We start from the raw sequence: 20,291 nt of genomic DNA, 5'->3' as shown, positions 1-20,291 counted from the left end.
GCCGCAGCACGCGTGCCGAGGGCACGGGAGAGGTAGGGAAGCGATGCGTCAGCCGCGCGAGCACCGTTACGAGGTCGGGGTCACCTGGACCGGGAACACCGGGGCCGGCACCGCCGGCTACCGGAAGTACGGCCGGGACCACCGGGTGGCCGTCGCCGACAAGCCGGTCATCGAGGGCAGCGCCGACCCGGCCTTCGCCGGCGACCCGGCCCGCTGGAACCCGGAGGAGCTGCTCGTCGCCTCGCTCTCCGAGTGCCACATGCTGACCTACCTGGCGCACTGCTCGCTCCGGCGGGTCGTCGTGGTCGAGTACCGGGACACCGCCGAGGGGCTGATGCGGGAGTCGGGGGGCGTCGGCGAGTTCGCCGAGGTGACCCTGCGTCCCGAGGTCGTGGTGGCCGAGGAGGGCATGCTCGACCTGGCCAGCGCGCTGCACGAGGACGCCCACCGGGACTGCTTCATCGCCAGGTCGGTCAGCTTCCCGGTACGCCACCTGCCGACCATCGCGGTCGCCGGAAGTTGATCAACGGGTGGCCCGCGTACCCTGGTAGACCCCGGCCCGCAGCGCGTGCCGGGTGCTTCGCGTGGCCCGGCGCGCGCCCCCCGTTCGTGCGGGGCCCGCGCCGGGTCCGGTCAACCGGGATGGAAACCTCATGAGCCTGCACGGCCTGCTCGATGCCGTCATCCAGGACTCCGCCCTGGGCGAGGCGGTCGCCGACGCCCGCGGCGGGGCCCGCCCGCACCTCGACCTGGTGGGCCCGCCGGCCGCCCGGCCGCTGGCCGTGGCCGCGCTGGCCAGGGCCGCCCGGCGGACCGTGCTGGCGGTCACCGCGACCGGCCGGGAGGCCGAGGACCTCGCGGCGGCGCTGCGCTCGCTGCTGCCGGACGACGAGGTGGTGGAGATCCCCTCGTGGGAGACGCTGCCGCACGAGCGGCTCTCGCCGCGCGCCGACACGGTCGGCCGGCGGCTGGCGGTGCTGCGCCGGCTGGCCCACCCGAAGGCGGACGACCCGGGCGCCGGCCCGGTCTCCGTGGTGGTGGCGCCGGTGCGCTCGGTGCTCCAGCCGCAGGTCGCCGGCCTGGGCGACCTGGAGCCGGTGGCGCTGCGCAACGGCCAGACCGCCGATCTGTCCGAGGTGACTGCGGCGTTGGCGGCCGCCGCCTACAGCCGGGTGGAGCTGGTCGAGAAGCGCGGCGAGTTCGCGGTGCGCGGCGGCATCCTGGACGTCTTCCCGCCGACCGAGGAGCACCCGCTGCGGGTGGAGTTCTGGGGCGACGAGGTCGAGGAGGTCCGCTACTTCAAGGTCGCCGACCAGCGCTCGCTCGAAGTCGCCGAGCACGGGCTGTGGGCGCCGCCCTGCCGGGAGCTGCTGCTCACCGACGAGGTGCGGCGGCGCGCGGCCGAGCTGGCCGTCGAGCACCCGGAGCTGGACGAGCTGCTGGGCAAGATCGCCGAGGGGGTGGCGGTCGAGGGCATGGAGTCGCTGGCCCCGGTGCTGGTGGACGACATGGAGCTGCTGCTGGACGTGCTGCCGGCCGACAGCCTGGTGATGGTCTGCGACCCGGAGCGGGTGCGGTCCAGGGCGGCCGACCTGGTGGCCACCAGCCAGGAGTTCCTCCAGGCCTCCTGGGCCGCCGCCGCGATGGTGGACAGCGGGCGCGCGCCGATCGACGTGGGCGCGGCCAGCCTGCGGGGGCTGGCCGAGGTGCGGGAGCGGGCCGCCGAGCTCGACCTGCCCTGGTGGTCCGTCTCGCCGTTCTCGCCGGACGAGGAGCTGGACGCGGACACCGTGCGGCTCGGCCTGCGGGCGCCGGAGACCTACCGGGGGGACCTCTCCCGGGCGCTGGCCGACACCAAGGGCTGGCTGGCCGACGGCTGGCGGGTGGTCTACCTCACCGAGGGGCAGGGGCCGGCCGCCAGGACCGTCGAGGTGCTGGGCGGCGAGGGCGTCGCGGCCCGGCTCGACCCGAAGCTGACCGGCGACATCGCGCCCTCGGTCGTGCACGTCTCGTGCGGCGCGCTGGAGCACGGCTTCCTGGCGCCCGAGCTGTCGCTGGTGGTGCTGACCGAGACCGACCTGACCGGGCAGCGCGCCGCCGGCCGGGACGGCACCCGGATGCCGGCCAGGCGCCGCAAGGCGCTGGACCCGCTGACCCTGGAGACCGGCGACTACATCGTGCACGAGCAGCACGGCGTGGGCCGCTACATCGAGATGGTGCAGCGCACCGTGCAGGGCGCCACCCGGGAGTACCTGCTGGTGGAGTACGCGCCGGCCAAGCGCGGCCAGCCGGGGGACCGGCTCTTCGTCCCCACCGACCAGCTGGACCAGGTGACCAAGTACGTGGGCGGCGAGGCGCCGACGCTGCACCGGCTCGGCGGCGCCGACTGGACCAAGACCAAGGCGCGGGCCAGGAAGGCGGTCAAGGAGATCGCCGCCGACCTGATCAAGCTCTACTCGGCGCGGATGGCCGCCCCCGGGCACGCGTTCGGGGCGGACAGCCCCTGGCAGCGCGAGCTGGAGGACGCCTTCCCCTACGCCGAGACGCCGGACCAGCTGACCACCATCGGCGAGGTCAAGGCGGACATGGAGCGCTCGGTCCCGATGGACCGGCTGATCTGCGGCGACGTCGGCTACGGCAAGACGGAGATCGCGGTCCGCGCGGCGTTCAAGGCGGTGCAGGACGGCAAGCAGGTCGCCGTGCTGGTGCCCACCACACTCCTGGTGCAGCAGCACTTCGGCACCTTCTCGGAGCGGTACGCGCAGTTCCCGGTGAAGGTCCGCCCGCTGAGCCGGTTCCAGTCCGAGGCGGACTCCAGGGCCACCCTGGAGGGGCTGGCGGACGGCGCGGTCGACGTGGTGATCGGCACCCACCGGCTGTTCTCGTCCGAGGTGCGGTTCAAGGACCTCGGGCTGGTCATCGTGGACGAGGAGCAGCGGTTCGGGGTCGAGCACAAGGAGCAGCTGAAGAAGCTCCGGGCCAACGTGGACGTGCTGACGATGTCGGCCACGCCGATCCCGCGGACGCTGGAGATGGCGGTCACCGGCATCCGGGAGATGTCCACCATCACCACCCCGCCGGAGGAGCGGCACCCGGTGCTGACCTTCGTCGGCCCCTACGAGGAGCGGCAGATCGGCGCGGCCATCCGCCGGGAGCTGCTGCGCGAGGGGCAGGTCTTCTACATCCACAACCGGGTCGAGTCCATCGACCGGGTGGCGGCCCGGCTGCGGCAGATCGTGCCGGAGGCGCGGATCGCCACCGCGCACGGGCAGATGGGCGAGGCGGCGCTGGAGCGGGTGGTGGTCGACTTCTGGGAGAAGGAGTTCGACGTGCTGGTCTCCACCACGATCGTGGAGTCCGGCATCGACATCTCCAACGCCAACACCCTGATCGTGGAGCGCGGCGACACCTTCGGCCTGTCCCAGCTGCACCAGCTGCGCGGCCGGGTCGGCCGGGGCCGGGAGCGGGGCTACGCGTACTTCCTCTACCCGCCGGAGAAGCCGCTGACCGAGACGGCGCACGAGCGGCTGGCGACCATCGCGCAGCACACCGAGATGGGCGCCGGCATGTACGTGGCGATGAAGGACCTGGAGATCAGGGGCGCCGGCAACCTGCTCGGCGGCGAGCAGTCCGGACACATCGCCGGCGTCGGCTTCGACCTCTACGTGCGGATGGTGGGCGAGGCGGTCGCCGACTACCGGGCCGCGCTGGAGTCCGGCGGGGAGCCGGAGGAGACGCTGCTGGAGGTGAAGATCGAGCTGCCGGTGGACGCGCACGTGCCGCACGCGTACGCGCCGGGCGAGCGGCTGCGGCTCCAGGCGTACCGCGCCATCGCGGCGGCCAACACGGAGGAGGACATCCGGGCGGTCCGCGAGGAGCTGACCGACCGCTACGGCCCGCTGCCGGAGCCGGTGGAGAACCTGCTGCTGGTGGCCGGGCTGCGGATGCTGGCCAGGTCCTGCGGGGTCGGCGACATCACGCTTCAGGGCAGCAGGATCAGGTTCTCGCCGGTGGAGCTGCGGGAGTCGCAGGAGCTGCGGCTGAAGCGGGTCTACCCCGGGTCGGTGGTGAAGGCGGCGGCGCGGCAGGTGCTGGTGCCCAGGCCGACCACGGCGCGGGTGGGCGGCAAGCCGCTGACCGGGCGGGAACTGCTCGCCTGGACCGGGGAGTTCCTCAGTACGGTGCTGGGGAGCTAGCGCGCCGCGAGGGGGCGGGGCCCGGGCACCGCCTGGGCTCCCCCGCCAGGACTCGAACCTGGACACTACGAGTCAAAGTCGTATGTGCTGCCAATTACACCACGGGGGATGGTGGCCCACCGGGCGGCCGGCTGACTGGGCCGTCCGATCGACCCCCACACTATGCCAGCAGGACGGCCCCCGGCGCGACGTCCACCCCGTTACGCTGGGGGACGGGTGGCCGTTCGGACGGCGGCCCGGGGAGGTGGGGCCCTCCCGTTCCCAACCGCGGCACCGCCGCCAACGGTCCCTGCTCGTGTGCCAGGCGCCCGGTCCCGGGCGCCGGTCGACGTGTGGGGAGTTGGTGCCGTGATGACCGCCGAGCCAAGTGCCGGGTCCGAGCCGATCGACCCGGACCTGCCGGCGCCCAGCGCCCGCCCCCGGGAGCCGGCGGTGGTCGCGGCCGTCGCGCTCGGCGGCGCGCTGGGCGCGCTCGCCCGGTACGCGGCGGCGCTGCGCTGGCCCACCGAGCCCGGCGCCTTCCCGTGGACCACGCTGGGCGTCAACACCGTCGGCTGCGTGCTGATCGGCTGCTTCCTGGTCCTGGTCACCGAGGTGCCCAGGGCCCATCCGCTGCTGCGCCCGCTGGTCGCCACCGGGGTGCTGGGCGGCTTCACCACCCTCTCCACCTACGCGGTGGACGTCGAACTGCTGCTGCGGGACGGCCGGCTCGGGGCCGGCCTCGGGGTGCTGCTCGGCACCCTGGGCTGCGCCCTCCTGGCGGTGACCGGCGGCGCCTGGGGCGCGCGCCGGGCGCTGCGCCCGCTGCTCGCCCGCCGGGCGGCGCGCGCCCAGGGAGGTGCCGGATGACGGACTGGCCGCTGGTGGCGCTGGGCGGCGCGGTGGGCGCGCTGGCGCGCTACGGCGTGGACCGGGCGATCCGGGCGCGGCACGACGGGACCTTCCCGTGGGGCACCCTGCTGGTGAACCTGCTGGGTTCGCTGGTGCTCGGGGGGTTGACCGGCGCGCTGCTGGCCGGCGCCGCCGGCGAGTGGCTCGGACCGCTCCTCGGGGTCGGCTTCTGCGGGGCGCTGACCACCTACTCGACCTTCTCCTACGAGACCCTCCGGCTGGCCGAGACCGGTCGGCTGCCGGCGGCGGCCGGCGGGGTGCTGGCCACGGTCGGCGGCGGCCTGGGGGCGGCGTACGCCGGGCACGCGCTGGGCCTGTGGTGGTGGGGCTGACCGGGCGCCGCCCACCCGACCGGGGTGCGTTCCCGGTCAGCTTCGCGCCCGCCGGGAATCCACCGCCCGCCCGCCCGTAGTCTGGTCGTCATGGATGCGAAGGGGGCGCCCACGGAAGGACGGGAGTTCCGCCTGCTGTGGTGGACCCGGCGGCGCGGCGTGGCGCTGGACGTCGGGCTCGCCCTGCTCTCCGCCCTTGAGTGCGCGATGCAGGGGATCGGCTTCGCCCACCGCACCGGGCTGCCCACCTGGCTGGTCGTGGTGCCGGGCGCGCTGGCCGGCCTCGCGCTGGTGGTGCGGCGGCGCTGGCCGCTGGCCGTGATCCTGATCTCGATCGCCGTGCTGCCGGCCAACATGGGCGCCGCCCTCGCGTTGGTCGGGCTCTACACGCTGGCCACCACGGACGCCCCGCGCCGGGTGATCGCCGCGCTGGCCTGCATGGAGGGCGCGGGCACCGTCATCGTCACCTACCTGCTGCTGGACAGCGATCCGGCGGTCAGGGAGAACGTCGTCCCGATGTGGTTCCGGCCGCTGGTGGCGCTGCTCTTCGGGGTGGCCATGGTGCTGCCCCCGGTCCTGCTGGGCATGTACATCCGGGCCCGGCGGCGGCTGGTGGAGACGCTGCGGGACCGGGCGCTGGGCCTGGAGCGGGAGCTGGGGCTGCTGGCCGACCGGGCCGAGGAACGGGCCGAGTGGGCCAGGGGCGAGGAGCGGCGCCGGATCGCCCGGGAGATGCACGACGTGGTCGCGCACCGGGTGAGCCTGATGGTGGTGCACGCGGCGGCCGTCCAGGCGGTGGCCCCCAAGGACCCGGAGAAGGCCGCGAAGAACGCCGCGCTGATCGGCGACATGGGCCGCCAGGCGCTCACCGAGCTGCGGACCATGCTGGGGGTGCTGCGCGCCGACTCCGGCGGTGGCGAGCGGGACTCCGAGGCGGCCCTGGCGTCCTCCCGGCTGGCCGAGATCGCCGGCGGCCGCGGCCAGGACGGCGCCGACCGGGCCGCGGCCGAGGCCGCCTCGGCCAACGGCGACGGGCCGCGGCTCACCGGCCTCGGGGAGCTGGTCGCGGCGTCCCGGGCGGCCGGCATGCGGGTCGAGCTGGCCGTGGAGGGCGAGCGGCGGAGCTACCACGTGCTGGTGGAGACCACCGCCTACCGGGTGGTCCAGGAGGCGCTGACCAACGTGCACAAGCACGCCGCCGGCGCCGCCGCCTGGGTGCGGCTGGCGCACCGGGAAGGCGAGGTCGCGGTGCAGGTGCGGAACGAGGCGCCGGACGGCGCCGCCCCGGCCCCGGCCGGTGCCCGGCTGCCCAGCGGCGGCAACGGCCTGGTCGGGATGCGCGAGCGGGTGGCGGCGCTGGGCGGCGGCTTCGTCTCCGGGCCGACGTCCGAGGGCGGGTTCCGGGTCTCCGCGGTGATCCCGGACCGGGCCGAGGGGCGTTGACGGTGGCCGAACGAACGGCGGCGCCCGGCCTCTTCGAGCCGGGCTTCCTGGCCGACCCCTACCCGGCGTACGCCTGGCTGCGCGAGCACGCCCCGGTGCACCGGGCGACGCTGCCCAGCGGCGTGGAGGCCTGGCTGGTGACCCGCTACCGGGACGCCAGGGCGGCGCTGGCCGACCCCCGGCTGAGCAAGAACCCGGCCCGGCACGCCGCCGAGCGGCACGCCTCCGGCCGGGTGGGCATCCCGGGCGAGCGGGGCGCCAACCTCATGACGCACCTGCTCAACATCGACCCGCCGGACCACACCCGGCTGCGCCGGCTGGTCTCCCAGGCGTTCACCCCGCGCCGGGTGGCCGCCTTCGAGCCGCGGGTGCGGGAGTTGACCGAGCGGCTGGTGGACGGCTTCGCCGCCCGCGGCTCGGCGGACCTGATCGACGAGTTCGCCTTCCCGCTGCCCATCTACGCCATCTGCGACCTGCTGGGGGTGCCGGCCGAGGACCAGGAGGACTTCCGCGCCTGGGCCGGGATGATGCTGCACACCACAGGCAAGCGCGGCGGGGTGGGGCGCGCGGTGAAGCGGATGCGCGGCTATCTCGCGGAGTTGATCCACCGCAAGCGGCTGGCGCCGGGCGACGACCTGATCTCCGGTCTGATCCGCGCCTCCGACCACGGCGAGCAGCTCACCGAGGACGAGGCGGCGGCGATGGCGTTCATCCTGCTCTTCGCCGGCTTCGAGACCACCGTCAACCTGATCGGGAACGGCGTCCACGCGCTGCTCGGGCATCCCGAGCAACTGGCTCGGCTGCGCGCCGGGTTGGCGGCCGGTGACGAGCGGCTGCTGGCCACCGCGGTCGAGGAGCTGCTCCGCTACGACGGCCCGGTGGAGCTGGCCACCTGGCGGTTCGCCACCGAGCCGCTCACGCTGGGCGGCGCGGCGGTGGCGGCCGGCGACCCGGTGCTGGTGGTGCTGGCCGCCGCCGACCGGGACCCGGCCAGGTTCACCGAGCCGGACACCCTCGACCTGGGCCGTTCCGACAACCCCCATCTCGGTTATGGACATGGCATCCACTACTGTCTTGGCGCGCCCCTGGCCAGGGCGGAGGCCAGGACGGCGTTCGCGGTGCTGCTCCGTCGACTGCCCGACCTGCGGTGGGCGCGTGACGCTCCGGAGCCGCGCTGGCGGGGTGGGTTGATCATGCGTGGACTGCGTTCGCTGCCGGTCGAGTTCACTCCTGAGGCGATGACGGAACGTCAGTAGTGTGATCCGCGCGTGATCTGCGTGGGATCGGCTTGTGATCGTGTGGTGGGGACGGCTAGGTTCCCCATCAACCGCAACAGTGTTCGCTTGGGAGGGTCCGCAGATGCGCTCCGGGACAGGTCGTCATCGTCGCCCACGGCAGGCTCCTGCCTTCATCGTCGCCGCGGGCGTCACCGGCGCCGGCATAGCCATGCCGCTGCTGACCGCGGGCTCGGCATCGGCGGTCAGTGACGAGGCATGGGACCGGGCGGCGGAGTGCGAGTCCGGCGGCCGGTGGAGCGCCAACGACGGCAACGGGCAGTACGGGGGCTTCCAGTTGACGCTCGACCTCTGGACCAGCTACGGCGGGCTGGACTTCGCGATCCGGCCGGATCTGGCCAGCCGCGCCCAGCAGATATCCGTGGCCGAGCGGATCGTGGCCGACATGGGCCAGGGCGCGCTGCCCGGCTGCGGGGTCGCCAGCGGGCTGTGGCAGGAGTACCGGCAGGAGCAGCGCGAGGAGATCGACCGCGCCGAGGAGGCCGAGGAGGCCCAGGCGGAGGAGGAGATCGGCGCCTCGCCCGAGGAGTCGACGGGCGAGACCGGGGAGCTGCCCGGCGACGTCACGCCCGAGCCGGAGCCGGTGGACGAGACGCCCGAGGCCGGCGACCAGCCGGACGAGGAGCGGGCGGAAGCCACCGACCGGCCGGCCGAGCGCCCCGAGCCGGAGGCCGGCGGCGGCCGGCACCGGGGGGACCCAGACCCGGCGGAGACCGGCGCCGAGGCGGGGACCGAGCGCGACGGGGAGGCGGCCGAGGCGACCGACCCGACCGCCCCGACCGAGCGGGACGACGAGGCGGCGCGCGGCGACCGGGACGGCGCGCGCACCGGTGGTGAGCGCGCCGCGGACGAGCGCGTGGAGCAGCCGGGGGGCGCGCGGATGGGCGAGTACCGGGTGATCCCGGGGGACACCCTCTCTGAAATCGCCCTGCACTATGACATCTCGGGTGGCTGGCCGGCGCTCTACCGGGCGAACGAAACGGTCATTGGTGACGACCCAGACTTTATTCTCCCCGGCCAGCGGCTGGACTTGACCGCGAGCGGCCGCTAAGCGGGTGGCCGGCGACGGGTCTTGAGCGACTGACGTTCGGGGCTCTTCGGGTGTGACCATCCTCTCGATCCGGCTGCGAGTGTCCCGCTCCTCCGAACTGCCCCTTTTGGCCGCTGACCTGCATCGGGAGCGCGTTCCCCCGGTCAAAGTCGGTCAAGTTGGGTCGATGCGGTGATCTTGATCGTTCTTGAATCGTTAGTTCGGGTGTGTTTAGTGTCCCCTCGCCCGGTTTTCCACCGGGTGCCCGGGGCGTTCACGCCGAGTCCTGTCGCCGACCCGGGGACCACCATCGCGCACCACCGCAGACAGGAGCGGGGGACCCAGCACGGTCACGGCCGACCAGGCCGACCCGTCCGACCGTGTCCGCCGGACCGGCGCCCAGTGGGGCGCGGGTGCGGCTCGGGGTGAAGCCGGCGGCGGTCCAGCTGCCCAGCCGGCCGGGCAACTCACCTGTCCCGAACCCGACAGCTCACCTCGCAGGCGTCCGGTGAGAAGGAACGTCATGCTGTTCACCAGCAAGGGGCGGCACCGCCGGCCCGGCAAGTCCGCCCGGATAGCCACCGCCGCCGGCGTCACCGGCGCCGCCGTGGCCATCCCGCTGATCGGCGCCTCGGGCGCCTCCGCCGCCTCCGTCGACACCTGGGACGCCGTCGCCCAGTGCGAGTCCGGCGGCGACTGGTCCATCAACACCGGCAACGGCTACTACGGCGGCCTCCAGTTCTCCCAGTCCAGCTGGGAGGCGGCCGGCGGCACCCAGTACGCGGCCCGTGCCGACCAGGCCACCAAGGACCAGCAGATCGCCACCGCCGAGGAGCTGTTGGCGATCCAGGGTCCGGGCGCCTGGCCGGTCTGCGGCGCCCAGGCCGGGCTCACCGCCGGCGGTCCCGCCCCCGAGCTGGACGCCGGTGCCGGCGCCGCCGAGCAGCCGGAGCCGGAGCCGGAGGCGGCCCCGGAGCCCGAGCCGGAGCCGGCGCCCGAGCCGGTCGAGGCGCAGCCGCAGGCGGCCCCGGCCGCCGGCGGCGAGAGCTACACCGTCGTCAAGGGCGACACCCTCTCGACCATCGCCGAGCGGCACGACACCAGCTGGCGGCAGATCTGGGCCGACAACGTCGACGTGATCGGCGAGGACCCGGACCTGATACTCCCCGGCCAGGAGCTGTCGCTCTGAGCGTCGGTCGTGATCGCGTCCGCGCCGGGCTCGTCCCTCCTGGTGGCTGTTCGGTCGCCTTCGGTGTGATGCAGTCAGTTCTGTTCTGATGCGACCGTTTTGACCGCGACACCCCGGTAGCGACCGGGACGCGGCGCGTCGCCGTCCGGCCCCGCCCGGCTCCCCTCGGGGAGCGGGCGGGGCCGGCGGCGTCGCTCGTTCACCGCCCGGGCATCCGATTTTCTTCAGTGGTTAAACAAAAAGCTTTCCCCTTCGACTACCCCTGTTGACCAGGGGTTTCGTCGGTTCCTCCGGTGACCGCGAGGCGCGGGACGAGCGTGCTGGGCCGCGGGCCGGTTAGGCTCAGGGGGTCGCGGACACTCACGTCACGCCACTGTTGACCACACGCTTTGACCAAAGGAGAACCTCGTGCCGTCCATCGACGTCGTCGTAGCCCGCGAGATCCTGGACTCGCGAGGCAACCCCACGGTTGAGGTCGAGGTCGGCCTCGACGACGGCTCAACCGGCCGCGCCGCGGTGCCGTCCGGCGCCTCCACCGGCGCCTTCGAGGCCCTGGAGCTGCGCGACGGCGACACCAGCCGTTACCTCGGCAAGGGCGTGGAGAAGGCGGTGCTGGCCGTCATCGAGCAGATCGGTCCCGAGCTGGTCGGCTACGACGCCACCGAGCAGCGGCTGATCGACCAGGCGATGTTCGACCTGGACGCCACCCCGGACAAGTCCTCGCTCGGCGCCAACGCCATCCTGGGCGTCTCGCTGGCCGTGGCGCACGCCGCCTCCGAGTCCCGCGACCTGCTGCTCTTCCGCTACCTCGGCGGCCCGAACGCGCACCTGCTGCCGGTGCCGATGATGAACATCCTGAACGGCGGCGCGCACGCCGACTCCAACGTGGACATCCAGGAGTTCATGATCGCGCCGATCGGCGCCGAGTCCTTCTCCGAGGCGGTCCGCTGGGGCGCCGAGACCTACCACACGCTCAAGAAGGTCCTGAAGGAGCGCGGCCTGGGCACCGGCCTCGGCGACGAGGGCGGCTTCGCGCCGAACCTCTCCTCCAACCGCGAGGCGCTCGACCTGATCGTCGAGGCCATCCAGAAGGCCGGCTACACCCCCGGCCAGGACATCGCGCTGGCCCTGGACGTGGCCGCCACCGAGCTGTACTCGGACGGCGCCTACACGCTGGAGGGCAAGTCCCTCACCGCCGAGCAGCTCACCGACTACTACCAGGAGCTGGTCGAGGCCTACCCGCTGGTCTCCATCGAGGACCCGCTGGCCGAGGAGGACTGGGACGGCTGGCAGGCGCTGACCGCCCGGCTCGGCGAGAAGGTGCAGATCGTCGGCGACGACCTGTTCGTCACCAACCCCGAGCGGCTCCAGCGCGGCATCGACGACAAGTCGGCCAACGCGCTGCTGGTGAAGGTCAACCAGATCGGCTCGCTCACCGAGACCCTGGACGCCATGGAGCTGGCCCAGCGCAACGGCTTCAAGTGCATGATGTCGCACCGCTCCGGTGAGACCGAGGACGTCACCATCGCCGACCTGGCCGTCGCCACCAACTGCGGCCAGATCAAGACCGGCGCGCCGGCCCGCTCCGAGCGGGTCGCCAAGTACAACCAGCTGCTGCGCATCGAGGAGATCCTCGACGACGCCGCGGTGTACGCCGGCCGGAGCGCCTTCCCGCGCTTCAAGGGCTGACGGCCCGTCGGAGGTCCGCCCGGGCCCGTGCTCGGGTGGACTTCCCGGTGCCTTCGTCGGCCACCTGACCCGGTCCCCGCCATCCGTCCCGTACGGTGGCGGGGACGAGTCGTGGGGCAGCCCACCGGCCGGTGACAGGGAGGCGACGTGGCCGCGCAACGGGACCGGTTCTCCACCGCCACCCGACTGAGGGCGCTGGGCGAGCAGGCCGCCGCCCGGGTCTACCGGGCGCAGAGCCGCCGGCTGGCCGGGCCGCGCCGCCGGCCGGGACAGCAGCGGCGCAGCCGGCTGACCGGCCGGGCGGCGCTGCTGGCGCTGGTGGTCTGCTCGCTGGTGGTGGCGCTCGCCTACCCGCTGCGGCAGTACGTGCAGCAGCGCTCCGACATCGCCGACCAGCGGCGGCAGGCCAAGGAGGCCGCCGACCGCGTCGAGGAGCTGCGGGACGCCAAGGCCCGCTGGCAGGACGACGCCTACGTGGAGCGGCAGGCCAGGGAGCGGCTGCGCTACGTGCGGCCCGGCGAGATCGGCTACGTGCTGCCCCAGGACACCCCGGGCGGCGCCACCGGCGGTGACGAACGGCTGCACAACCGGGGGGCGTTGACTCCCCGTCCCTGGCACCAGAATCTCTGGGACGGCATCGACCGGGCCGACCGGCCCCAGTGAGCCGTCCCGTTTTCGTCGTCCCTCGAGAAGAGTTCATTCCGTGGAAACCCCGACCCCGACCGACGTCTCGGTGATCGAGGCGCAGCTCGGCCGGCCCCCGCGCGGGCTGCGCGCGATCGCGCACCGCTGCGCCTGTGGCAACCCCGACGTGGTGGAGACCGCGCCCCGGCTGCCCGACGGCACCCCGTTCCCCACCACGTACTACCTGACCTGCCCGCGCGCCGCGTCCGCCATCGGCACCCTGGAGGCCAACGGCGTGATGCGGGAGATGACCGAGCGGCTGGCCACCGACCCGGAGCTGGCCGCGGCCTACCGGGCGGCGCACGAGGACTACCTGGCCCGGCGGGACGCGATCGAGGTGCTGGTCGGCTTCCCCAGCGCCGGCGGGATGCCGGACCGGGTGAAGTGCCTGCACGTGCTGGTCGCGCACGCCCTGGTGGCCGGCCCCGGGGTGAACCCGCTGGGCGACGAGGCGCTCGCGATGCTGCCGCGCTGGTGGCGCTCGGGGCCCTGCGTCGGCGGGCCGGCGGCGGACGCCGGGCCGGACGCGCACGACGGGCGGGGAGCGAACGCGTGACCATGACGACCGCCGCGGCCATCGACTGCGGCACCAACTCGATCCGGCTGCTGGTCGCCGACGCCGACCCCGCCACCGGCCAACTGGTGGAGCGGGACCGGCGGATGGAGATCGTCCGGTTGGGCCAGGGGGTGGACCGCACCGGCCGGTTGGCGCCCGAGGCGCTGGACCGCACGCTGGCCGCCTGCCGGGAGTACGCGGCCGTGGTCGCCGCGCACGGCGTCACCCCCGACCGGCTGCGCTTCGCCGCCACCTCGGCGTCCAGGGACGCGGAGAACCGGGCCGACTTCGTGCGGGGCGTCCAGGAGATCCTGGGCGTCTCCCCCGAGGTGATCACCGGGGACGAGGAGGCGGCGCTCTCCTTCACCGGCGCCACCAGGGAGCTGGCCGGGCGGCCGGACATCGCGCGGCCGTTCCTGGTGCTGGACATCGGCGGTGGCTCCACCGAGTTCGTGCTGGGCGACGACCGGGTGACGGCGGCCCGCAGCGTGGACATCGGCTGTGTGCGGCTCACCGAGCGCCACCTGACCGGCGCGGACGGCGCCGTGGCCGACCCGCCGAGTCAGGCGGCCCGGGCCGCGCTGACCGCGGACATCGACGCCGCGCTGGAACTGGCCGCCGAGCGGGTCCCGTTGACCGAGGCCGGCACCCTGGTGGGGCTGGCCGGCTCGGTCACCACGGTCGCCGCCATGGCCCTGGAGCTGCCGGAGTACGACCCGTCCGCGATCCACCACGCGGTGCTGGAGCGGGAGCGGGTGCGGCGGATCACCGAGTGGCTGTGGTCCGCCGACCACGCGGCCCGGGCGGCGGTGCCGGCGATGCACCCGGGGCGGGTGGACGTGATCGGCGCCGGCGCCCTGGTGCTGCTGCGGGTCATGGAGCGGGCCGAGGTCTCCCGGGTCACGGTCTCCGAGCACGACATCCTCGACGGCCTGCTGTGGAGCGTGCTGGCCCGCTGAGCCGGCCCGGCCCAATGGCCGGTTTTCGCCGGCGGGACGGCGCACGGGAAAGTTCGTGAAGTTATTCACATGAGCGGTGCGCCATCAGCACCCGAAAGTGGTCCACAGAGCGGACAGCCGGGGCCGGGCGGGCCTCGGCCGGCCCGGTCGGCCGGTCGTCCCGCCGGCCCCGCCGGCCGCGTCGCGTCCCGCCTCGCGCCCGGGGTGACCCTCTCGACCTGGATCGTTCGCTTGTGCGGCGGCTGGTCCCGGGCCGCCGCACGCCGTTCTGGCCGCCCGGCGGGGCCGGGGCCGAAAAGTGGGGGCGCGAAGTGTAGCAGGATCTCCGGTGGTGCTTGTGAAGGGCCTCACGAGGTCCCCCCGGGGGGTGGGTGGATACTCGATGGCATGAGCACCACGGAGCGTCCGCGCATTCTCGTCGTAGGTGGGGGTTACGTCGGTCTGTACGCGGCCCGCCGCATCCTGAAGAAGATGCGGTATGGCGAGGCCACCGTCACCGTCGTTGACCCTCGCTCCTACATGACCTACCAGCCCTTCCTTCCCGAGGCCGCCGCCGGCAGCATCTCCCCGCGGCACGTCGTGGTGCCCCTGCGTCGCGTGCTGCCCAAGGCGGAGGTCCTCACCGGCCGCGTCACCTCCATCGACCAGGACCGGCGGGTCGCCACCGTGGCGCCACACGTCGGCTCGGCGTACGAGGTCCCCTTCGACTACCTGGTGGTGGCGCTCGGCGCCGTCTCCCGCACCTTCCCGATCCCCGGCCTGGCCGAGCAGGGCATCGGCATGAAGGGCGTCGAGGAGGCCATCGGCCTGCGCAACCACGTGCTGGAGCAGCTGGACAAGGCCGACTCCACCACCGACGAGGAGATCCGCCGCAAGGCGCTCAGCTTCGTCTTCGTGGGCGGCGGCTTCGCCGGGGCCGAGACCATCGGCGAGGTCGAGGACATGGCCCGCGACGCCACCAAGTACTACGCGAGCATCGAGCCGTCCGACCTGCGGTTCGTGCTGGTGGACGTGGCCGAGCGGATCCTGCCCGAGGTCGGGCCCAAGCTCGGTGAGTGGGGCCTGGAACACCTCAAGAAGCGGGGCATCGAGGTGCACCTCAAGACCTCGCTGAAGTCCTGCGTCGACGGCCACGTGGTGCTCAGCAACGACGTCGAGCTGGACTCCAACACCCTGGTCTGGACGGCCGGCGTCAAGCCCAACCCGGCGCTCGCCGAGTTCGGCCTGCCGCTCGGCCCCCGCGGCCACGTGGACACCGAGCCCACCCTCCAGGTCAAGGGCACCGGCCACATCTGGTCGGCCGGCGACAACGCCCAGGTCCCCGACCTGGCCGCGCGCGAGGCCGGGGTGGAGAACGCCTGGTGCCCGCCGAACGCCCAGCACGCGCTGCGGCAGGCCAAGGTGCTCGGCGACAACGTGATCTCCGGGATGCGCGGCTTCCCGCAGCAGGAGTACAAGCACGCCAGCATGGGCGCCGTCGCGGGGCTCGGCCTCCGCAAGGGCGTGGCCATGATCAAGCTGGGCAAGCTCTCCTTCCGCTTCCGCGGCCGGCTGGGCTGGTACCTGCACCGCGGCTACCACGGCATGGCGGTGCCGACCTGGAACCGCAAGATCCGGGTCTTCGCCGACTGGACGCTGGGGCTCTTCCTCAAGCGTGAGGTGGTCTCCCTCGGCGCGGTCGAGCACCCGCGGGACGAGTTCCACGAGGCGGCGGCGCCGCCCGCGGCCCGGCCCGCACCGGTCGCCGAGAGTGTGCCGAGCGAGCAGCGGCCCACCGTCAAGGCGGGCTGACCGCGACGACCGACCACACGGCGGGGCGGGTGACCTTTCGGGGGTCACCCGCCCCGCTCGTGTGTTTGGGGCCGGGCGCCGGCGCCCGGCGGTGGGCCGGGCGGCGCAAATCCGTGCGCGATGCGGGGGAATCCCCGGAATCGACGGCGGATCGGCGACGTTCACCGAGACCTGGACGCCAAGGTAGCCATGGGTGGTTTGCCCACATCTGCGGAGGTTTGTCACATGGGTGTCGCTCCCCGGCTCGTCGCTCTGACCGAACAACTGCTCGGCGCCCCGCTTCCGTTGCGCCTCCGGGCCTGGGACGGCAGCGAGGCCGGCCCCGCCGAGGGTCCGGTGCTCCTGGTGCGGCACCGCCGGGCGCTGCGCCGGGTGCTCTTCCGACCCGGCGAACTCGGCCTGGCCCGCGCCTGGGTGGCCGGCGACCTCGATGTGGAGGGTGACCTCTACCAGGCCCTGACCGCGCTCGCCGACCTCGTCTGGGACCGGCAGCGGGCGCCCGCCGCGCCCCGGATGCTGGCCGCCGTCCCCGAGCTGCTCGCCCTCGCCGGACCGCTGCCGCTCCCGGTCCGCCCGCCCCGGGAGGAACGCCGCCGCCGTCCGGGGCCGGCGCACACCCAGCGGCGGGACCGCCGGGCCATCAGTCACCACTACGACGTGGGCAACGACTTCTACGAGCTGGTGCTCGGCCCGTCCATGGTCTACTCGTGCGCCGTCTGGGGCCCGGAGACCGACGACCTCCAGGACGCGCAGGGCGCCAAGCTCGACCTGATCTGCCGCAAGCTCGGCCTGCGGCCGGGGCAGCGGCTGCTCGACGTGGGCTGTGGCTGGGGCTCGCTGGTGCTGCACGCGGCCCAGCGGTACGGGGTGCGCGCGGTGGGCGTCACGCTCTCCACCGAGCAGGCCGAGTACGCCAGGGAGCGGATCGCCAAGGAGGACCTCACCGACCGGGTCGAGATCCGGGTGCAGGACTACCGTCAGGTCACCGACGGCCCGTTCGACGCGGTGGCCTCGGTCGGCATGGCGGAACACGTGGGCGCCGCCCGCTACCAGGAGTACGCGGAGCGGCTGCACCGCCTGCTCCGGCCCGGCGGCCGGCTGCTCAACCACCAGATCGCCCGCCGCCCGCTGCCGGACGAGAGCGACTACCGGATCGACCCGTTCATCGACGCCTACGTCTTCCCCGACGGCGAGCTGGCGCCCGTCGGGCGGACCGTCGGCCTGCTGGAGCGGGCCGGCCTTGAGGTGCGGGACCTGGAGGCGCTCCGCGAGCACTACGCCAGGACGCTGCGTTGCTGGGTGCGGAACCTGGAACAGGGCTGGGACCGGGCGGTGCGGCTGGTCGGGCCGGCCAGGGCCCGGGTGTGGCGCCTCTACATGGCGGCCTCCGCGCTCCAGTTCGAGCGCGGCCGGATCGGCGTCAACCAGGTCCTGGCCGTCCGCCCGCCGGACAACGGGGAGTCGCGGCTGCCCCTGCGGCCGCGCGCCTGGGTGGAACTGACCAGCTGACCGAGCCGACCGAGCCGACCAAGCCGATCAAGCGGACCGGCTGGGAGCCGGCCGCCGGGCGTTCCGGCCGGTCGGCCTGCCGGCCGTGGCCGCCCGGTGCCGCTGGCCCGTTGACGTCCGCGCTGGTCGGTCGGCCGACCGCCGGCATCCCCGACCCGCCCGGGTCCGCCGCCCCGCGGGGTGGCCGGCCTGTTGACCCGCTGGGGTTGCTGACCCGCGGGCCGCCGGTCTGCGGACCTGCCGGCCGCGGGCCTGAGGTACCGCTGGCCCGTTGACGTCCCGGCTGGTCGGCCGCCGACCGGCGACGTCGCGACCCGCTGGACCGCCGTGGCTCCGGCCCGCCGGTTTCGTGGTGGCCCGGGCGACCTGGACGTTGCCTGAGCGGCGCGCCGGCCGGCTGGGTCCGCTGACCCGCGGCCGCTGGTCTGTCGCGGCTCCGGCCCGCCTGCGTTCTGACCTCCCGGGTGCCGCGGGGGTCGGCTCGCCGACGTCCCGGCCTCCCGGTCCGACGACGTGCCGGCCCGCCGCCCCCGCTGACCTTCGGTCAGCTGGTGCGGCCGCGGGCGTCGTAGCGTTTCATGTGCTCCAGCACGCGCTCGGCGGTCGGGGACGTCATCTCGTCCACCAGTCGGCCGTCGGCCAGGAAGACCACGCGGTCCGCGTAGCCGGCGGCCACCGGGTCGTGGGTCACCATCACCACGGTCTGGCCCAGTTCCCGGACCGAGTTGCGCAGGAAACCGAGGATCTCGGCGCCGGCCCGGGAGTCGAGGTTGCCGGTCGGTTCGTCGCCGAAGACGATCTCCGGCCGGCCGGCGAGCGCCCTGGCGACCGCCACCCGCTGCTGCTGCCCGCCGGAGAGCTGGGCCGGCCGGTGCTTGAGCCGGCCGGCCAGGCCCACCGTGCCGACTACGAGGTCCAGCCACTCCGGGTCCGGTCGGCGGCCGGCGATGCCCAGCGGCAGCGTGATGTTCTCCAGGGCGTTGAGCGTCGGCAGCAGGTTGAAGGTCTGGAAGACGAAGCCGACCCGGTCCCTGCGCAGCTGGGTCAGCCGGCTGTCGCTGAGCCCGGTCAGTTCCGTCTCGCCGAGCCGGGCGGAGCCGGCGGAGATCGAGTCCAGGCCGGCCATGCAGTGCATCAGCGTGGACTTCCCCGAGCCGGACGGGCCCATGATCGCGGTGAAGCGGGATCGTTCGAAGGCGACGCTGACCTGGTCGAGGGCGAGCACCCGCGTCTCGCCCGCGCCGTAGACCTTGGTCAGGTCCACGGCGCGGGCGGCCACGGTGCCGGTCGAATCGGTGTGCTGGGCGGGCGCGGGGTGGGGCACGGCGTACTCCAGCCTGGACGGGGGAAGGACTCCTCCATCCTGGGCCGAAGCCCCCCGGCTGTGATCCCTCCGGTCGTCAACTCCCGGCCGGCCTCAGGTCGTAGACGGCGAGGGACGAGTCCTACCTGAGGAGGAGATGTTCCCTGAGTGTGCGGAAGGATGCGGAGGGTTGATTTGCGTCATTCCTCGACCGACGGCGTGATCACGTCGTTGCCAAAGCTGCCTGTAACAGCCCCGTCGCGCACTGATGTGGTGTCAGCAGCTCATAAAATCAGACAACATCGTTCTGGGGCACCGGTGTTCGGGTCGAATCCGGCGGATAAGCTCGGATGACTCCTTCGGCGCTGCGGCGCCCGGTACGGCTTGGGATCTGTGCCCGGATGGTGGAATGCAGACACGGTGAGCTTAAAACTCGCTGGCCTTCGGGCCGTGCCGGTTCAAGTCCGGCTCCGGGCACCCAGTCCTCTCACAGCCGCCGACCAGGGAAGATCACGTGGCCACGCCCCCGCGCCGGGGCCGCGTCGGCGCGCTCGCCCCAACCCCGCGCGGTAGCCCGGCCGTTGTCCCGGCCGGCCGGGACAACGGCCGGATATGCTGAGCCGGCGCGGGTACGCCGGCCCTGTCACCCGCCGGAGCCCGGCCCGGCCGGCCGCCACCCCCGGACGCCAGGCGGCGGCCCGTCACCTGGGAGGAGGGCCGGCATGGTCGGGAACGCGCCACCCGTCTCGGTGGTCATCGCCGACGACGAACCCGTGGTGCGTGAGGGGCTGCGGCTCATCCTGGAGACCCAGGACGACCTGGCGGTCCTCGGCGGCGCCGACGACGGCGAGCAGGCCGTGCGGCTCTGCGCCGAGCTACGCCCCCAGGTGCTGCTGCTCGACGTGCGGATGCCCGGCCGGGACGGCCTGTGGACGCTGCGGGAGCTGGCCCGCCGGGAGCTGCTGGGGGCCGGTGGCACCCGGGTGCTGATGCTCACGACCTTCGACCTCGACGCCTACCTGGACGAGGCGCTCGCCGCCGGGGCCAGCGGCTTCCTGCTGAAGAGCAGCTCCTACGAGGAACTGCTGGCCGGCGTCCGGGCCACCGCCAGGGGCGACGGCTCGCTCAGCCCGAGCCTGCTCAGACGGGTCATCGACGGCTACCTCGCCCACCACGACCGCCCGTCGCCCGACCCGGCGGACGTCGAGCGCCTGGACCGGCTCACCGCGCGCGAGCGGGACGTGCTCGACCTGATCGGCGAGGGCTACAACAACCAGGAGATCGCGCAGCGCCTCGTCGTCTCCGGACACACCGTCAAGTCCCATGTCAGCCGGCTGCTGGCGAAGACCGGCTGCCGCGACCGCGGCCAGGCGGCGGCGCTGGCCCGCCGCGCCAGGGAGCGCCGGCGCTGACCGCCGCCGAGG

The 20,291-nt window shown here is 74.0% G+C and carries 16 protein-coding genes, 2 tRNA genes and 1 riboswitch; of the genes, 16 read left to right on the top strand and 2 right to left on the bottom strand.

Annotated elements, in window-relative coordinates; translation table 11 throughout:
- The first annotated feature begins 43 nt into the window (after nucleotides 1-43).
- The gene (locus RM844_RS29735; RefSeq protein ID WP_311670525.1) at nucleotides 44-523 is read left to right on the top strand and encodes an OsmC family protein; all 480 of its coding nucleotides are present in this window, start codon (nucleotides 44-46) and stop codon (nucleotides 521-523) included.
- A 130-nt stretch (nucleotides 524-653) separates the two neighbouring features.
- The gene (gene mfd / locus RM844_RS29730) at nucleotides 654-4,196 is read left to right on the top strand and encodes a transcription-repair coupling factor (protein ID WP_311670524.1); all 3,543 of its coding nucleotides are present in this window, start codon (nucleotides 654-656) and stop codon (nucleotides 4,194-4,196) included.
- Between the two features lie 37 nt (nucleotides 4,197-4,233).
- On the opposite strand, the gene RM844_RS29725 is transcribed toward mfd, so the two are convergent.
- Nucleotides 4,234-4,305, bottom strand: a tRNA-Gln gene (locus tag RM844_RS29725).
- Nucleotides 4,306-4,547: 242 nt separating this feature from the next.
- On the opposite strand from RM844_RS29725, the gene RM844_RS29720 reads away from it, so the two are divergent.
- The 12 genes from RM844_RS29720 to RM844_RS29665 all read left to right on the top strand — a co-directional run bounded on the left by RM844_RS29720 (nucleotide 4,548) and on the right by RM844_RS29665 (nucleotide 17,564).
- Nucleotides 4,548-5,045 carry a fluoride efflux transporter FluC gene (locus RM844_RS29720; protein ID WP_311670523.1) on the top strand — a complete coding sequence of 166 codons (498 nt, stop codon included), beginning with the start codon at nucleotides 4,548-4,550 and terminating at the stop codon, nucleotides 5,043-5,045.
- The gene (crcB, locus tag RM844_RS29715) at nucleotides 5,042-5,419 is read left to right on the top strand and encodes a fluoride efflux transporter CrcB (protein ID WP_311670522.1); all 378 of its coding nucleotides are present in this window, start codon (nucleotides 5,042-5,044) and stop codon (nucleotides 5,417-5,419) included. Before RM844_RS29720 ends, crcB begins: the two co-directional genes overlap by 4 nt.
- 90 nt (nucleotides 5,420-5,509) lie before the next feature.
- Entirely contained in the window at nucleotides 5,510-6,862 is a 1,353-nt protein-coding gene (locus RM844_RS29710; RefSeq protein WP_311670521.1) for a sensor histidine kinase, read from the top strand.
- Nucleotides 6,859-8,118 carry a cytochrome P450 family protein gene (locus RM844_RS29705; protein WP_394814629.1) on the top strand — a complete coding sequence of 420 codons (1,260 nt, stop codon included), beginning with the start codon at nucleotides 6,859-6,861 and terminating at the stop codon, nucleotides 8,116-8,118. The genes RM844_RS29710 and RM844_RS29705 overlap by 4 nt, the downstream gene beginning before the upstream one ends.
- 103 nt (nucleotides 8,119-8,221) lie before the next feature.
- Nucleotides 8,222-9,208: a transglycosylase family protein gene (locus RM844_RS29700; protein ID WP_311670519.1), complete on the top strand. Its 987-nt coding sequence runs from the start codon at nucleotides 8,222-8,224 to the stop codon at nucleotides 9,206-9,208.
- 354 nt (nucleotides 9,209-9,562) lie between these two features.
- A riboswitch (cyclic di-AMP (ydaO/yuaA leader) is annotated at nucleotides 9,563-9,707 on the top strand.
- Nucleotides 9,708-9,710: 3 nt separating this feature from the next.
- Nucleotides 9,711-10,376 carry a transglycosylase family protein gene (locus RM844_RS29695; protein WP_311670518.1) on the top strand — a complete coding sequence of 222 codons (666 nt, stop codon included), beginning with the start codon at nucleotides 9,711-9,713 and terminating at the stop codon, nucleotides 10,374-10,376.
- 408 nt (nucleotides 10,377-10,784) lie between these two features.
- A complete protein-coding gene (gene eno, locus RM844_RS29690; RefSeq protein WP_311670517.1) occupies nucleotides 10,785-12,065 on the top strand; it encodes a phosphopyruvate hydratase in 1,281 nt (426 codons plus the stop codon).
- A gap of 147 nt (nucleotides 12,066-12,212) precedes the next feature.
- Entirely contained in the window at nucleotides 12,213-12,728 is a 516-nt protein-coding gene (locus RM844_RS29685) for an FtsB family cell division protein (protein ID WP_311670516.1), read from the top strand.
- A gap of 40 nt (nucleotides 12,729-12,768) precedes the next feature.
- Entirely contained in the window at nucleotides 12,769-13,305 is a 537-nt protein-coding gene (locus tag RM844_RS29680; protein WP_311670515.1) for a DUF501 domain-containing protein, read from the top strand.
- 2 nt (nucleotides 13,306-13,307) lie between these two features.
- Nucleotides 13,308-14,264 (top strand): Ppx/GppA phosphatase family protein, encoded by a 957-nt coding sequence (locus tag RM844_RS29675; protein ID WP_311670543.1) that lies wholly within the window; start codon nucleotides 13,308-13,310, stop codon nucleotides 14,262-14,264.
- Nucleotides 14,265-14,651: 387 nt separating this feature from the next.
- Nucleotides 14,652-16,055 carry an NAD(P)/FAD-dependent oxidoreductase gene (locus RM844_RS29670; protein ID WP_311670514.1) on the top strand — a complete coding sequence of 468 codons (1,404 nt, stop codon included), beginning with the start codon at nucleotides 14,652-14,654 and terminating at the stop codon, nucleotides 16,053-16,055.
- A gap of 225 nt (nucleotides 16,056-16,280) precedes the next feature.
- The gene (locus RM844_RS29665) at nucleotides 16,281-17,564 is read left to right on the top strand and encodes a cyclopropane-fatty-acyl-phospholipid synthase family protein (protein ID WP_311670513.1); all 1,284 of its coding nucleotides are present in this window, start codon (nucleotides 16,281-16,283) and stop codon (nucleotides 17,562-17,564) included.
- A 544-nt stretch (nucleotides 17,565-18,108) separates the two neighbouring features.
- On the opposite strand, the gene RM844_RS29660 is transcribed toward RM844_RS29665, so the two are convergent.
- Nucleotides 18,109-18,888 carry an ABC transporter ATP-binding protein gene (locus tag RM844_RS29660; protein WP_311670512.1) on the bottom strand — a complete coding sequence of 260 codons (780 nt, stop codon included), beginning with the start codon at nucleotides 18,886-18,888 and terminating at the stop codon, nucleotides 18,109-18,111.
- Between the two features lie 374 nt (nucleotides 18,889-19,262).
- On the opposite strand from RM844_RS29660, the gene RM844_RS29655 reads away from it, so the two are divergent.
- Nucleotides 19,263-19,344 (top strand) — tRNA-Leu (locus tag RM844_RS29655).
- Between the two features lie 245 nt (nucleotides 19,345-19,589).
- Nucleotides 19,590-20,279, top strand: a complete 690-nt coding sequence (locus tag RM844_RS29650) for a response regulator transcription factor (RefSeq protein WP_311670511.1) — start codon at nucleotides 19,590-19,592, stop codon at nucleotides 20,277-20,279.
- Nucleotides 20,280-20,291 lie beyond the last annotated feature (12 nt).

Origin of the sequence: Streptomyces chisholmiae (assembly GCF_031845445.1) — a bacterium.
GTDB lineage: Bacteria > Actinomycetota > Actinomycetes > Streptomycetales > Streptomycetaceae > Streptomyces > Streptomyces chisholmiae.
Note: the sequence above shows the minus strand (reverse complement) of the source record. Positions and strands in the feature narration are given on the sequence as shown.